Origin of the sequence: Pseudomonas sp. LS44 (genome assembly GCF_024730785.1) — a bacterium.
Classification (GTDB): domain Bacteria; phylum Pseudomonadota; class Gammaproteobacteria; order Pseudomonadales; family Pseudomonadaceae; genus Aquipseudomonas.
This window is the reverse complement of sequence record NZ_CP102830.1, coordinates 1,041,433-1,054,395: the sequence shown is the minus strand read 5'-3', so window position 1 is coordinate 1,054,395 and position 12,963 is coordinate 1,041,433. Positions and strand designations below refer to the sequence as shown.

The 12,963-nt window shown below is 62.0% G+C and carries 11 protein-coding genes and 1 pseudogene; 7 read left to right on the top strand and 5 right to left on the bottom strand.

Annotation, left to right across the window (positions count from 1 at the left end):
• Positions 1-45: 45 nt before the first annotated feature.
• On the top strand, positions 46-1,638 hold the full coding sequence (locus NVV93_RS04730) for an AMP-binding protein (RefSeq protein WP_258253297.1): 1,593 nt from the start codon (positions 46-48) through the stop codon (positions 1,636-1,638).
• Positions 1,639-1,722: 84 nt separating this feature from the next.
• Here the strand turns inward: NVV93_RS04730 and NVV93_RS04725 are convergent, their stop codons facing one another.
• Genes NVV93_RS04725 through NVV93_RS04715 form a run of 3 tightly spaced genes read right to left on the bottom strand, consistent with a single transcriptional unit; the run spans position 1,723 to position 4,409 of the window.
• Positions 1,723-2,937: a CaiB/BaiF CoA-transferase family protein gene (locus tag NVV93_RS04725; protein ID WP_258253296.1), complete on the bottom strand. Its 1,215-nt coding sequence runs from the start codon at positions 2,935-2,937 to the stop codon at positions 1,723-1,725.
• Between the two features lie 26 nt (positions 2,938-2,963).
• The gene (locus NVV93_RS04720; RefSeq protein WP_258253295.1) at positions 2,964-3,605 is read right to left on the bottom strand and encodes a TetR/AcrR family transcriptional regulator; all 642 of its coding nucleotides are present in this window, start codon (positions 3,603-3,605) and stop codon (positions 2,964-2,966) included.
• Between the two features lie 15 nt (positions 3,606-3,620).
• Complete coding sequence (locus NVV93_RS04715; protein WP_258253294.1) at positions 3,621-4,409, bottom strand: enoyl-CoA hydratase/isomerase family protein; 789 nt, start codon at positions 4,407-4,409, stop codon at positions 3,621-3,623.
• Between the two features lie 161 nt (positions 4,410-4,570).
• Here NVV93_RS04715 and NVV93_RS04710 point away from each other — a divergent pair, with 161 nt between their 5' ends.
• From NVV93_RS04710 to NVV93_RS04700, 3 genes and pseudogenes are all read left to right on the top strand, one after another.
• A complete protein-coding gene (locus NVV93_RS04710) occupies positions 4,571-5,713 on the top strand; it encodes an acyl-CoA dehydrogenase family protein (RefSeq protein ID WP_258253293.1) in 1,143 nt (380 codons plus the stop codon).
• Positions 5,710-6,831 carry an acyl-CoA dehydrogenase family protein gene (locus NVV93_RS04705; protein ID WP_258253292.1) on the top strand — a complete coding sequence of 374 codons (1,122 nt, stop codon included), beginning with the start codon at positions 5,710-5,712 and terminating at the stop codon, positions 6,829-6,831. The genes NVV93_RS04710 and NVV93_RS04705 overlap by 4 nt, the downstream gene beginning before the upstream one ends.
• A gap of 126 nt (positions 6,832-6,957) precedes the next feature.
• Positions 6,958-7,053, top strand: a pseudogene (locus NVV93_RS04700) (DNA-binding response regulator); the annotation flags it as partial.
• 18 nt (positions 7,054-7,071) lie between these two features.
• On the opposite strand, the gene NVV93_RS04695 reads toward NVV93_RS04700, so the two are convergent.
• Complete coding sequence (locus NVV93_RS04695; RefSeq protein WP_258253291.1) at positions 7,072-7,944, bottom strand: cache domain-containing protein; 873 nt, start codon at positions 7,942-7,944, stop codon at positions 7,072-7,074.
• Positions 7,945-8,219: 275 nt separating this feature from the next.
• On the opposite strand from NVV93_RS04695, the gene NVV93_RS04690 reads away from it, so the two are divergent.
• The 3 genes from NVV93_RS04690 to NVV93_RS04680 all read left to right on the top strand — a co-directional run bounded on the left by NVV93_RS04690 (position 8,220) and on the right by NVV93_RS04680 (position 10,983).
• A complete protein-coding gene (locus NVV93_RS04690; RefSeq protein WP_258254289.1) occupies positions 8,220-9,869 on the top strand; it encodes an electron transfer flavoprotein-ubiquinone oxidoreductase in 1,650 nt (549 codons plus the stop codon).
• 110 nt (positions 9,870-9,979) lie between these two features.
• Positions 9,980-10,435 (top strand): PaaI family thioesterase, encoded by a 456-nt coding sequence (locus NVV93_RS04685; protein ID WP_258253290.1) that lies wholly within the window; start codon positions 9,980-9,982, stop codon positions 10,433-10,435.
• 335 nt (positions 10,436-10,770) lie between these two features.
• Positions 10,771-10,983: a hypothetical protein gene (locus tag NVV93_RS04680; RefSeq protein ID WP_258253289.1), complete on the top strand. Its 213-nt coding sequence runs from the start codon at positions 10,771-10,773 to the stop codon at positions 10,981-10,983.
• Between the two features lie 154 nt (positions 10,984-11,137).
• On the opposite strand, the gene NVV93_RS04675 is transcribed toward NVV93_RS04680, so the two are convergent.
• Positions 11,138-12,625 (bottom strand): DUF853 domain-containing protein, encoded by a 1,488-nt coding sequence (locus NVV93_RS04675; protein WP_258253288.1) that lies wholly within the window; start codon positions 12,623-12,625, stop codon positions 11,138-11,140.
• Positions 12,626-12,963 lie beyond the last annotated feature (338 nt).

Here is a 12,963-nt window from a genome sequence, read left to right as displayed (position 1 = left end):
CCCCCAGCACTGCAAATTGTTTCCATCCATTAGAAAGGCAGAGTCATGAACTCTCATACATCCCTTCCCGACCCTTACAAAATCAACGGTGCGCTAGGTTTCTGGGAAATCGCCCAACAGGATCCGCAGCGCCTGGCCGTTGTCGGCGCGGATGGTCAGCACATCAGCTTCGGCGAACTGCTGGCCTGGTCCAATAAGCTCGTCCACCAATTCCGCAAACTGGGCCTGATGCCCGGCGACACCATTGCCGCCGTACTGACCAATGAGCCGACCTATTTCGCCCTGCTGCTGGCAACCGCCCAATGCGGTATGTATACCGCGCCGATCAACTGGCACCTGACCAGCCCGGAAATCGCCTACATCCTCAGCAACAGCGAGACCAAACTAATCATTGCCAGCCCCGTCGTCGCCAACGCCGTCGAATCCGCTGCCGAGCAGGTCGGCCTCGCCAAGGACCGCCGTGTTGGTACCCAGGCCTTTGGCAGCTTCATCGGCATGGACGAGTTCATTGCCCACGCCTCGGCAGCTATGCCAGCCAATCGCCAGAACGGCGGGCGGATGTTCTACACCTCGGGTACCACCGGATTCCCCAAGGGCGTACGCCACGGCAACCTGCAGGTCAGCCCGGAGCAAGCCATTGCCGGCGCCATGCTCCTGGGACCCGCCAGCTGGGGCCAAAAGGCTGGCGTCGGCGCACATCTGGCGACATCGCCGATCTATCACGCCGCGCCGTTGGCCCATGCCCTCACCGCCCTGCAACTGGGTTATGCCGTAGTCCTGATGGAGAAGTGGGATGCCGAGCAATGCCTGAAGCTGATTGAGCAATACCGCATCACCTACACACAGATGGTACCGACCCAATTCCATCGCCTGCTGATGCTGCCCGAAGCGGTGCGCACGCGTTATGACCTGTCGTCGATGACCTGCGCCCTGCACGCCGGCGCGCCCTGCTCGGTAGAGATCAAGCGAGCCATGATCGAATGGTGGGGGCCCGTAATCCACGAGTACTACGCCGGATCAGAGACTGGCGCAGCGACCTTCGTGCTTGCCGAGGAGTGGCTGCAACGACCGGGCACCGTCGGGCGTATTCGCCAGGGGATCACCCAGGTAAAAATCCGCGACGAACAGGGCAACGAACTGCCGGCGGGAGCGGAAGGGACCATCTACATGCGCGGTACCGCCGGCGACTTCGAGTACTACAAGGATCCGGAAAAGACTCTGGCGGCACGCGCGGGCGACGGCCTGATGACGCTCGGCGACATCGGCTATCTCGACGAAGACGGCTGGCTGTTCCTCTGTGACCGGCGCGCGGACCTGATTCTCTCGGGCGGCGTGAACATCTATCCGGCGGAAATCGAGGCGGTGTTGCTCGCTCATCCGGACATCGCCGATGTGGGAGTGATCGGCGTGCCGGACAGCGAGTGGGGGCAACGCGTCACCGCGCTGGTGCAACTCAAGGAAGGGATCGACGTAGGGCCGGCGCTAGCGGCGCAGCTCGATGCGTTCTGTCGCGAACGCCTGGGGGCCTTCAAGTGCCCGCGCACTTACGAGTTCCGCGAGCTGCCGCGCACCGACGCGGGCAAGCTGAGCCGTAGCAAGCTGCGCAAGGAATATCTGGACGCCCTGGCGGCCGGCTGAGCGGAGCATTGCGGGGAAACAGAAACGCCGGGCAAGCCCGGCGTTTCTGTTTGTGCGACTGAAGAGTAAGCAGGTCGCCGAAAGTCAGTCGGCCTGCCTGGCCGCGCCGCAGGCCAGCAGGGCGGCGATTTCCTGCTCCTTGAAACCCACGGCCTCCAGCACCGCGCACGTGTGCTCGCCCAGCCGCGGTGGCGCACTGAACGGCCGACTCTGGCCGTCGAAACGCACGCCAGTGCCAGGCAGACGCACCGCCCCCTGGCCATCGCCGCGTGGCAACTCCTGAAAGAAGCCCACTGCGTCCAGATGCGGATCGACCAGCAGATCGTCAAGGCTGTTCACCCGCGCCGCCGGGATGTCGATCCGTGCGCATGCCGCCACCCACTCCTCTGTGCTGCGTTGAGCGAGAAACTCGGCGAGCAGCGCATAGAGTTCGTCGATATGCCGGGTACGCGCATCCATCCCCGTAAAGCGCGGATCGGTGGCCAACTCGGGACGACCGATCTCCATAAAGAAACGTGCCCAGTGCTCATTGGTATAGGGCATTACGCACAGATGACCGTCACGGGTGCGATAGGGGCGCCGATCGGGGCTTAGCACGCGTGAATAGCCGGTGCCCCCGAGCGCCGGCTGAAAGGTCTGTCCAGCCAGGTGCTCGACCAAGCTGAAGCTGCTCAGCACCTCGAACATCGGCACCTCCACACTACCGCCCCGCCCACTCTGCGCCCGCCCGAGCAGCGCGGCGAGAATCGCCTGGGCCGCCACCAGGCCAGCGATTTTGTCCGCCGCGGCGGTCGGCAGATAGCGGCTCTCGCCGGTCTGCCGCTGGACCAGATCGACCAGCCCGCTCATGCCCTGAATGATGTCGTCATAGGCCGGCTGGCCGGCGTAGGGGCCGCCCTCGCCGAAGCCGTTGAGGCTGGCGCAGACCAGTCGCGGATAGCGCTCATTCAGGGTGGCAGTATCCAAACCGAGAGCGGCGAGCTTCTGCGGGCGAATGTTGTGCATCAACACATCGGCGTTTTCCAGCAAGCGCTGCAGCGCCTCACGACCGGGGGCCTGTTTGAGGTCGAGCACAATGCTGCGCTTGTTGCGGTTGAGGCCGAGGAACGTCGCAGCCATATCGGCCGCCCGGCTCGCTCCAGTGCGCCGGGTCGAATCGCCGGCTGGCGCCTCGACCTTGATCACCTCGGCACCGAAGTCGCCCAGGTACTGACTGGCGTAGGGGCCGAACATCACGCTGCTGAGATCGATGACGCGAATGCCGTGCAGCGGGCTGCCGGCGTTTTCAGGTAGGTTCATGATGCTTCGCAAGTCAGACGAATGAGTCAGGGCGCCAATGCACTGTCGAGAAAGTCCAGCAGTTGTTTCTGCAGGGCAGCAAGATCGATGGCCGGCGGATCAAGCAGGTACTGCAGCATCATCCCTCGCATGGATCCGAGGATCAGCGCGGCGATGCTGAGCGGATCAATGCCCGAACGAATCTCGCCGTTGGCAATGCCGGTGCGGACCTGCCGGGCGAGGTATTCCTGCACCGAACGGTTGTACTCACCGAGCACCTGTGCGGTTTCCGAATCTTCGGTTACCGCCTCAGCCATCAGCGCCAACAGCGCCCGGGTATTGGTCCACTCATTGTCGCGGCGACCAAGGTACACACTGACAAAGCCCTTCAGCACCGCCAGGCCCTCGCTACGCTGCGGCACCTCGGCATCTACCAGTTCCATGAAGCTGGTATTCACGAAGCCCGCCAGCGCACGCAGCAAGCCGGCCTTGTTGCCGAAGTGATGCGCGGCCAGGCCACGACTGTAACCGGCCTCCTCACCTACCTCGGCGAGGGTCATGCCGACCCAGCCCTTGCGCGCGACGATTTTGCGCGCGGCGAGCAGTAGACGCTGCTCGGCCTCGGCGCGGCGTTCGGTCTGGGTGCGCCGGACCGGTGCTGGAATAGCTTCGCTGTCAGCCGCGCTCATGCCGCCCTCTCTTGGTTATTTGCCCGTGAATACCGGATCGCGGCGCTCGAGCATGGCCTTGTTGCCCTCGGCGAAATCGCCCATGACGATCTGCCATTCCTGCTCCGAAGCCTCGCGGTCGATGATCGCGTCAACCGCGTCGGCCAGGCCAGTGCGCAGCGTTTCGCGGCTGGACATTACCGCATGCGGTGCGGACAGGGCGATCTCTTCGGCCAGCGCACGCGCCGCCTGACGCTCTTGACCCGGCTCGGCGAGCACGTCGGCGAGGCCGATGCGCACCGCTTCACGACCATCGATGCGGCGAGCAGTGGCGATCAACAGCGAGGCCATCTGCACGCCGACCAGGCGCGGCAGGGTCACCGACAGTCCGAAGCCCTGATGAATGCCCAGGCGGTTGAAGTTGGCCGAGAAGCGCGCTTTCTCGCTGGTCACGCGGAAGTCGGAGAACAGCGCCAGACCCAGGCCACCGCCAATAGCGGCACCTTCGACTACGGTGATCACCGGCTTGCGGGTACGGAACAGGCGTACTGCGAACTTGTACAGACGGCGCGGGAAACCAGGATCGTTGTTCTCTTCAGATCCAGTGAAATCGGCACCGGCGCAGAACACCTTACCTTCGGCCTGGAGAATCACCACGCGACATTCCGGCACTTGATCGAGATGCTCGAGCGCGGCGACCAAGTCCCGAATCAGATCGTTATCGAAGAAATTCAGCGGCGGACGGCTGAATTCCAGGGTAGCGACATGGCCTTGCAGTTCGAGCTTGAGGCCGCGGCCGGGAGCGAAGGGAGCGGAAGTGGACATGGGAACTCCAGGATGACGGGGATGGACGGGATCTACAGATGCTTGATCCCGACTAGGGTTGCTGTTAGCTTAGATACTTGCTGAGTGACAAGCAAGTTTAAAAACAGAGCTCCGACCCTGTAGATTTGTACCCTCCCTTCCAACGAAATGAGCAGAACGCCATGCAGGCACTCGACATTCGTCCCTGTCGCCTAGATCCCCAGACTGAAGTGCTGCGCACCGAGGTGCGCGAGTTCCTCGCCGAGGCGCTGAAGGACCTCCCGCCCGCTGAACGGGCCAAGAACTGGAACGGCGCCAGCGAAGAGTTCAGCCGCAAGCTCGGCGCTCGTGGCTGGCTGGGCATGACCTGGGCCAAGCGTTACGGCGGCCATGAGCGCAGCGCTCTGGAGCGCTACGTGGTGCTGGAGGAATTGCTCGCCGCCGGCGCGCCGGTGAACGCGCACTGGATCGCCGAACGCCAGAGCGGCCCGCTACTGATGAAATTCTCTCCGGATGTGCTCGCTCCGAAGATCTGCCCCGGCATCGCCCGCGGTGAGATCTACATGGGCATCGGCATGAGCGAGCCGGACGTCGGTTCCGACCTCGCCGCGGTGCGTACCCGTGCGGTGAAAACCGATGGCGGCTGGATCGTCAACGGCAGCAAGGTGTGGACCACCGGCGCCCAGCGCTGCCACTACATGGTCACCCTGCTGCGCAGTGGTCCGAAGGACGAAACCAACCGTCACGCCGGTCTCTCGCAGTTTCTGGTCGACATGAAAGCGCCCGGCGTCACCGTCCGACCGATCTACAACATGCTCGGCGAGCATGACTTCAACGAAGTATTCCTGGAGAACGTGTTCGTTCCCGACGACTTCGTCATCGGTCAGCCGGGCGATGGCTGGAAACAGGTCGGTGCGGAGCTGGCGCTGGAGCGCAGCGGCCCGGAACGCTACCTCTCCAGCACCCAGCTGTACCTGGAAATGCTCGATGCCGCCAACCCGCAAGACTCGCACCAGACCGTCAGCCTCGGCCGCGTGGCCGCGCGCTACGCCGTCATGCGGCAGATGTCTCTCGGCGTTGCCGGCATGCTCGCCCGCGGCGACAACCCGGCGACCCCGGCAGCGCTGGTCAAGGACCAGGGCGCCCTGCTTGAACAGTCATTACCGGATATCGCCCACGACCTGTTCGGCGGCGACCGCGTCCCCGGTTCGGATCTCGACCAGGTAATGCGTTACGTGACCCAGACCGCCCCGTCGTTCTCCCTGCGTGGCGGCACCCGCGAAATTCTCCGCGGCATCATTGCCAGAGGACTCGGACTGCGATGAGCGAAGCAATCAACATTCACGGCGTGGACGACAGCGCCCCGTCGGAACTGCAATCCATGATCGCCGACAGCGTCGAGCGCCTGTTCGCCGAACAGGTCAGCGCCGAATTGCTGGAACGCTTCGATGCCGGCCAACCGATCGACGCCCTCTGGCAACTGGTCGCTGACAACGGCCTGCCCGGTGCGCTAGTGCCGGAAGCTGCTAACGGCAGCGGCGCCACCTGGCTGGAGGCCAGCCCGGTGCTGCGTGCCATTGGCTACTGGCAGGCACCGCTGGCACTTGGCGAAACCATGCTCGCCGGCCTGTTGCTGGCCAAGGCTGGGCTGACGGTACCGGAAGGTCCGCTTAGCCTGATCCAGACCAGTCGTCTTGGCGACCTGCGCCTGCGCGACGATGGCCAGCTCGACGGACGCGCCGTCAACGTGCCTTGGGCGCGCACCTGCCGCTGGGCCGCCATCGCCGACGCCGAGGGCCGCCTGGCCCTGGTCGACCTGCGTCAAGACAGCATCAGCCTGGAAGCCGGCAGCAACTTTGCCGGCGAAGAGCGCGACATCCTGGTATTCACCGCCGCCCGTGCCGAAGCAGTCGGCCGCCTGCAACTGGCCGACGTGGCGGAGCCGGTGTGGCTGTTCGGCGCGCTGATCCGCGCCTGCATGCTGGTCGGCGCCCTCGAGTCGACTCTCGACAAAGCGGTGGCCTACGCCAACGAGCGCGTGCAATTCGGCAAACCGATCGGCAAGCAGCAAGCGATCCAGCAGCAACTGGCCCACATGGCCGGCAGCATTGGCGCCGCACGCATGGCCACCCAGGTTGCTCTCCGTAGCGCCTCGGAAGCCTTGCTCGCCGAAGCCGGGAGCCGTACTACGCTGGCCTTCGACGTCGCCGTGGCCAAAGTCTGCGCCGGTGAAGCCGCGAGCCTGGCCACTTCAGTGGCGCATCAGGTGTTCGGCGCCATCGGCTTCACCCACGAGCACACCCTGCATTTCGCCACCCGCCGCCTGTGGTCCTGGCGCGACGAGTTCGGCAGCGATGCGCAGTGGGCCAAGGTGCTCGGCGAGGCGGCGATCGCCGCCGGCCCCGAGGGCTTCTGGGCGGGCCTGACCGCGCGCAGTTTGTAACCGTATAACCGGCCCGCCCACGCGGGTCGTCTGTTGAGTTCTCCGCACGGTTGTGTGGAGTTGCAAACCGGGGGCAACCCCGGTTTTTTTATGGGCGCTGTAAAGCACGACGCGGCGCGGCTGCTGTCGAGCACGGTGAACAAGCACCTCGAGCACGTCTTTGTGAAGCTCGGCGTGGAAACCCGCACGGCGGCGGCACTAGCGATCTCCGCCTGCCGTTGAGCCGCCTGCCGGGCGCTATTACTGAGGGCTTTCGGGAGTGTAGTAACCAACCGCCACCAGATAATTGCCAACTTTGCGCACCGTGGTGGTCTTGCGCTCGTCACGCCCGGTCACCGGATTGAGCCACTGATAGCTGACCTGCGCCTCACCGCCACCCTTGATCTTGTCGAGCATCTCCTGGCCAATCGGCGCGCCGGCGGTGTCTTTGACTTTGCTGAAGTCGGTACTGACCAGACGCAAGTTGTAGCCATGGGCGACATAGCGGTGGCTCTGCAGATCGACGATGAACACGTAGAGGTCATCTTGGTAATAGGTTTTATCCAGCTCGTTGACCGCCTTGATGGTCGCCTGCGGATCGCTTTCGACGGCCTTGGCAGCCTTGTCCAACAGGTCCTTGGCCTGAGTCGGCATGGCGCGCGGCTGGTAGTAACCGACAGCCAGCATGCGATCGCCCACGCGCTGGTAATAGACATGCTTGAGCTCGACCTTACCGTCCTGCCAGTTCATCCAGCGGTACTGTTTTTCCCGCACCGGCCCTTCCGGTTGCGCCAGCGCCTCCTCGAACGAAGCCTTCACATCAGGCTCCAGCACCGACGAGATGTCGCGACCGATCAGTCGTTGCGAAGGACCGCCGCTGGCGAGCATCACCCCCTGAGCATCGGTGACCCAAACGTACAACTCGTCATCGGTGAACTCGCCGACCCGGCTGAACGCGGCGAAGGCCTTGTCCCCCTGTTCACGGTAAGCCGCCACGGCCTTGTTCAACAGCGCCTTGGCCCGCGCCGCTTCGGCGGCATAGGCGGCATCGTCCGGAGTTTCGGTTTGCGCCAACGCATGCATTCCCAGCAGCAAGCCCCCCAGCAACAGACAGACTCGATAGACCGCCAGCATGTGTCTCTCCTTTACGGATTGAAATTGTTTTGCTGCGTTGTCCCGCTGCAGCCTTTAAACCATAGCCGGCGGCTCACGAGGTGGGATTTTTCCAGTTGCAGAACCGTTCAAAAATGCATCGAAATACTCAAAAAGAACGATTCCCGGCGTAGCCCAATCGATTCAAATAGGCTGATCCACATTCCGACTTCTATGTAATAAGCGCGGCCGCCTTCGCCCAGGGCGGCCGCGCGACCAATAACCAAGGGGATAACACCGTGTCTGATCGTGAGTTTATGGAATTCGACGTCGTCATCGTCGGCGCCGGCCCTGCTGGTCTGTCCGCCGCCTGCCGACTCAAGCAGAAGGCCGCCGCCGCGGGCAAAGAGCTCAGCGTCTGCGTGGTCGAGAAAGGTTCCGAAGTCGGCGCCCACATCCTCTCCGGTGCGGTATTCGAACCGCGCGCCCTCAACGAGCTGTTCCCCGACTGGAAAGAGCTCGGCGCCCCGCTGAACACCCCGGTCGTGCGCGACGACATTTACATGCTCAAGAACGCCGACAGTGCGATCAAGGTGCCGAACCTGTTCGTGCCCAAGACCATGCACAACGAAGGCAACTACATCATCTCCCTAGGCAACCTGTGCCGCTGGCTGGCCCAGCAGGCCGAGAACCTCGGTGTGGAGATCTACCCAGGTTTCGCCGCCCAGGAAGCGTTGATCGATGAAAACGGCGTGGTCCGCGGCATCCTCACCGGCGACCTTGGCGTCGACCGCGAAGGCCACCCGAAAGAGGGTTACTACACCCCCGGCATGGAACTGCGCGGCAAGTACACGCTGTTCGCCGAAGGCTGCCGTGGCCATATCGGCAAGCAGTTGATCAAGCAGTTCAACCTGGATTCCGATGCCGACGCCCAGCACTACGGCATCGGCATCAAGGAAATCTGGGACATCGATCCGAGCAAACACCAACCCGGTCTGGTGGTACATACCGCCGGCTGGCCGCTGAACGTGGTCGGCACCGAGAACACCGGGGGCTCCTTCCTCTATCACCTGGAGAACAACCAGGTGGTGGTCGGCCTGATCGTCGACCTGTCCTACAGCAACCCGTTCCTTTCGCCGTTCGACGAGTTCCAGCGCTACAAGCACCACCCGGTGATTGCCCAGCACCTGGAAGGCGGCAAGCGCGTGTCCTATGGCGCACGGGCGATCTGCAAAGGCGGCCTGAACTCGCTGCCGAAGATGGTCTTCCCGGGCGGCGCACTGATCGGCTGCGACCTCGGCACCCTGAACTTCGCCAAGATCAAGGGCAGCCACACGGCGATGAAGTCCGGCATGCTCGCCGCCGAAGCGGTGGCCGATGCGCTGCTGGCCGACGGCCAAGGCGGCGATCTGCTCAACAGCTACGTCGATGGCTTCAAGGCCAGCTGGCTGTACGACGAGCTGTTCCGCAGCCGCAACTTCGGCCCGGCACTGCACAAGTTCGGCCCGCTCGTTGGTGGCGGCTTCAACTGGCTGGATCAGAACATCTTCGGCGGCAAGATCCCCTTCACCCTGCACGACGCCAAGCCGGACTACGCCTGCCTGAAGCCGGCGGCCGAGTCCACGCGCATCGACTACCCGAAGCCGGACGGCAAGCTGAGCTTCGACAAGCTCTCTTCGGTATTCCTCTCCAACACCAACCATGAAGAGGAACAACCCTGCCACCTGAAGCTCACCGACCCGAGCATCCCGCTGGCGAAGAACCTGCCGTTGTACGACGAGCCGGCGCAGCGCTACTGCCCAGCCGGGGTGTACGAGATCGTCACCCAGGAAGATGGCGAGAAGCGCTTCCAGATCAACGCGCAGAACTGCGTGCACTGCAAAACCTGCGACATCAAAGACCCGGCGCAGAACATCACCTGGGTCGCCCCAGAAGGCACCGGCGGGCCGAACTACCCCAATATGTAACTCGGCCAAAGCCCCTCTTCCTCACGGAACAGGGGCTTTTTATTTAGCGCAGGGACTGGGGCCTACACATCACCTGTATCGCTAATACATTTTTAGTTGGGAAGGACCGCATGACCATCGATGTTGCAGAACTTCAGCTGTATACCGAGCACCGGGGAATAGAGGTTCCACTTCTTGACCTCTTGAAGTTCCACTTCAAACCCAACGGAGGCGAAGACCTACGCTCCGGCAATCTGGTAATCCAGGTCGGGCATGATCATCTGAACGGTTGGGATAACACCCATGGCGGGGTGATCATGACTCTCCTCGATGTGGCAATGGCCCTGAACGCCAGCCGCATTGATGAGGAAAAACGTGGCTGCGTAACTGTCGAAATGAAGAGCAACTTCCTCAGACCCGGCGGCAACATTGGCGAAGTGCTCGAAGCCATTGGCTCGGTACGCCACAAAACTTACTCACTGGCTTTTTGCGAAGCGGAAGTACGCAACGGCAAAGGCGAACTGATCGCCACCGCTTCCGGAACTTTCAAGTACATCAATAAGGCTCGCCCAAAAGGCCGCACCTGACTTATTAAAAGTGTCGGACAAAACCTCATTGGACCGGCACTCGTCAGCTCAACCGCCCTACCCTTGCGACCTTATGTCTCTCCCCGTAACTAGGCATTCGCGCGAAACTGGTTATACTCATAAGGGTAGTTACCAGAACTAGCTGCAATAAAAAGCGAGCAAATCGCGGCAGCTTGGTCACTCAGCCCATCGAGCAACTAAGCCGTTTCATGAAGTGCCCACCGCAGTTATTCAAAATATAAAAGGCACTCAGCAGCCCAGCATTGGTAGCTAACACAGTGAGACTTCTGCCCTCACACGTTACCAAAACTGTTTTAAAACCAACGGGAAACCACGTGACGAAAGACGAACTGCGCGCCGAACTCGAGCGCCAGGCGCAGCGTTACAAGGAAGTTTACGGCGGGGAAGTTATTACCTACGCCGCTCAGCCGGATCCGGAGCGCAAAGCCTGGCGTAAGAAAGCCAGCCTTCTCGATCAAGCCTTCGAGAAAGAACTGGAAAAAATCAGCAAAGATCGACAAGCCCGCATAGATGAGAAGACCGGCTAATCCAGACGGACACCATTAGGGGGAGAATGGAGTCTGCCAAACCATCGGTCTTGAACTAGTGATGGCGTGTAACTAGCAGGTTGAGCGCCGCGAGAAGCCCTCGCTGCTCTCAACCCACTACAAGAGCGCCATAGCGCCCTCTATCCATCTCTACTTAACGCCGCTTGCTGCTACCCAGCAACGAGCCCATCAAGCCCCGCACCAATTGCCGCCCCAATTGATTGGCGGCCTGACGCATAGCGGTCTTCATCGCCTGCCCGGCCAGCCCACCGAGAAAATCGCCAGCCATTTCGCCGAGTCCGCCGCCTGGTTTGTCTGAGGCAGCCTCCGTTTTGTCCGACGCCTGGCCAGACATGGTGCGCGCCAGGAGAATTTCATAGGCCGACTCGCGATCGATGGGTTTGTCGTAACGGCCCACTAAAGGCGATTGCCGCATCAAATCCCCGCGCTCAGCAGGGCTGAGTGCACCGATGCGTGATTGCGGCGGAGCGATTGCCACTCGCTGAACCATCGCCGGCGTGCCTTTTTCTTCTAGGGTGCCGACCAAGGCTTCACCAATCCCCAGCTCGGTGAGCACAGCAAGCGTGTCTATCGCCGGATTGGGGCGGAACCCATCGGCCACCGCGCGCAGGGATTTTTGCTCCTTGGCGGTGAAGGCGCGCAACCCGTGCTGGATGCGCAAACCGAGCTGAGCCAGCACGTCGTCGGGCAGATCGCTCGGCGACTGGGTGACGAAGTAAACCCCGACTCCTTTCGAGCGAATCAGCCGTACCACTTGCTCCAGGCGTTCCTGCAGAGCCTTAGGCGTGCCACTGAACAACAGATGCGCCTCATCGAAAAACAACGCCAATACCGGTTTGTCCGCATCGCCACGCTCCGGCAATTGCTCGAACAGCTCGGCAAGCAGCCACAGCAGGAAAGTCGCATAAACCTTTGGCGCTTCATGCACCAGACGGCTGGCATCAAGCAAATGAATGCGTCCGCGCCCATCGGTATCCGGATGCAGAAGGTCCTCAAGCTGCAACGCCGGCTCGCCGAACAACGCTTCCGCGCCCTGCTGTTCAAGGGTCGCCAGACGTCGCAGCAATGCCTGGGCAGAGCCACCGGTGAACAGCGCGCGGTCTTCGCCAAGCGCCTCGGGGTGATCCTTGAGGTGATTGAGCAGCGCCTTGAGATCCTTCAGATCAAGCAGCAGCAAGCCTTCCCGATCGGCCACCTGAAAGGCGGCGTACAGCGCGGCCTGCTGGCTGTCGGTCAGCTCGAGCAGATTGCTCAACAACAGCGGGCCCATTTCGCTGAGGGTGGTGCGCAACGGATGACCACTTTGCCCATGGATATCCCACAGCGTCACTGGATAAGCCTTGGCCTGATAATTCAACCAGGGCATCGAGGCCACGCGCTCGGCGATCTTGCCCTGCGGGTTACCCGCCGCTCCCAGCCCACATAAATCGCCCTTGATATCGGCGGCGAACACCGCCACGCCCGCGTCGCTGAACAATTCCGCGAGCCGCTGCAGGGTCACCGTTTTGCCGGTGCCGGTGGCGCCCGCGACCAAACCATGTCGATTGGCCAATCGCAATGACTGGGAAACGGGCTGACCGGCAGGATCGGCGCCGAAAATGAACGAGTTGGTGAAAGGCATGTAGCGATCTCCCTGATTTAAAGCTTTACCTAGCTCGATCGATATTTATAACCAAGCTCAGAACTCAAGCATCGGCCGGTCTGCAACTAAGACTGGTGCCGGAACTCAATGGACGCAAGACGTTATGACCAACAACCTCAAATTCAGCCACAAGACTCTTCTCTCCGCCTCCCTGGTTGTGACCACAGCGTTCACCTTATTCACCTTGTAACGACTGGCTGCAGCGCAACGCCATCCGCGCAATCTGGAAAGCTACCAACAAGCCGCGCTCAAGCTTCTGGTCGGCAGTTTCCGGAGCTGATCTTTCGTAGGATGGGGCGGGACGCGCAGTCAGAGCG

Bases quoted from the DNA above. Each gene is read 5' to 3' on its own strand.
- NVV93_RS04730 (WP_258253297.1), top strand. From the start codon at position 46: ATGAACTCTCATACATCCCTTCCCGACCCTTACAAAATCAACGGTGCG.
- NVV93_RS04725 (WP_258253296.1), bottom strand. From the start codon at position 2,937: ATGAACCTACCTGAAAACGCCGGCAGCCCGCTGCACGGCATTCGCGTC.
- NVV93_RS04720 (WP_258253295.1), bottom strand. From the start codon at position 3,605: ATGAGCGCGGCTGACAGCGAAGCTATTCCAGCACCGGTCCGGCGCACC.
- NVV93_RS04715 (WP_258253294.1), bottom strand. From the start codon at position 4,409: ATGTCCACTTCCGCTCCCTTCGCTCCCGGCCGCGGCCTCAAGCTCGAA.
- NVV93_RS04710 (WP_258253293.1), top strand. From the start codon at position 4,571: ATGCAGGCACTCGACATTCGTCCCTGTCGCCTAGATCCCCAGACTGAA.
- NVV93_RS04705 (WP_258253292.1), top strand. From the start codon at position 5,710: ATGAGCGAAGCAATCAACATTCACGGCGTGGACGACAGCGCCCCGTCG.
- NVV93_RS04695 (WP_258253291.1), bottom strand. From the start codon at position 7,944: ATGCTGGCGGTCTATCGAGTCTGTCTGTTGCTGGGGGGCTTGCTGCTG.
- NVV93_RS04690 (WP_258254289.1), top strand. From the start codon at position 8,220: ATGGAATTCGACGTCGTCATCGTCGGCGCCGGCCCTGCTGGTCTGTCC.
- NVV93_RS04685 (WP_258253290.1), top strand. From the start codon at position 9,980: ATGACCATCGATGTTGCAGAACTTCAGCTGTATACCGAGCACCGGGGA.
- NVV93_RS04675 (WP_258253288.1), bottom strand. From the start codon at position 12,625: ATGCCTTTCACCAACTCGTTCATTTTCGGCGCCGATCCTGCCGGTCAG.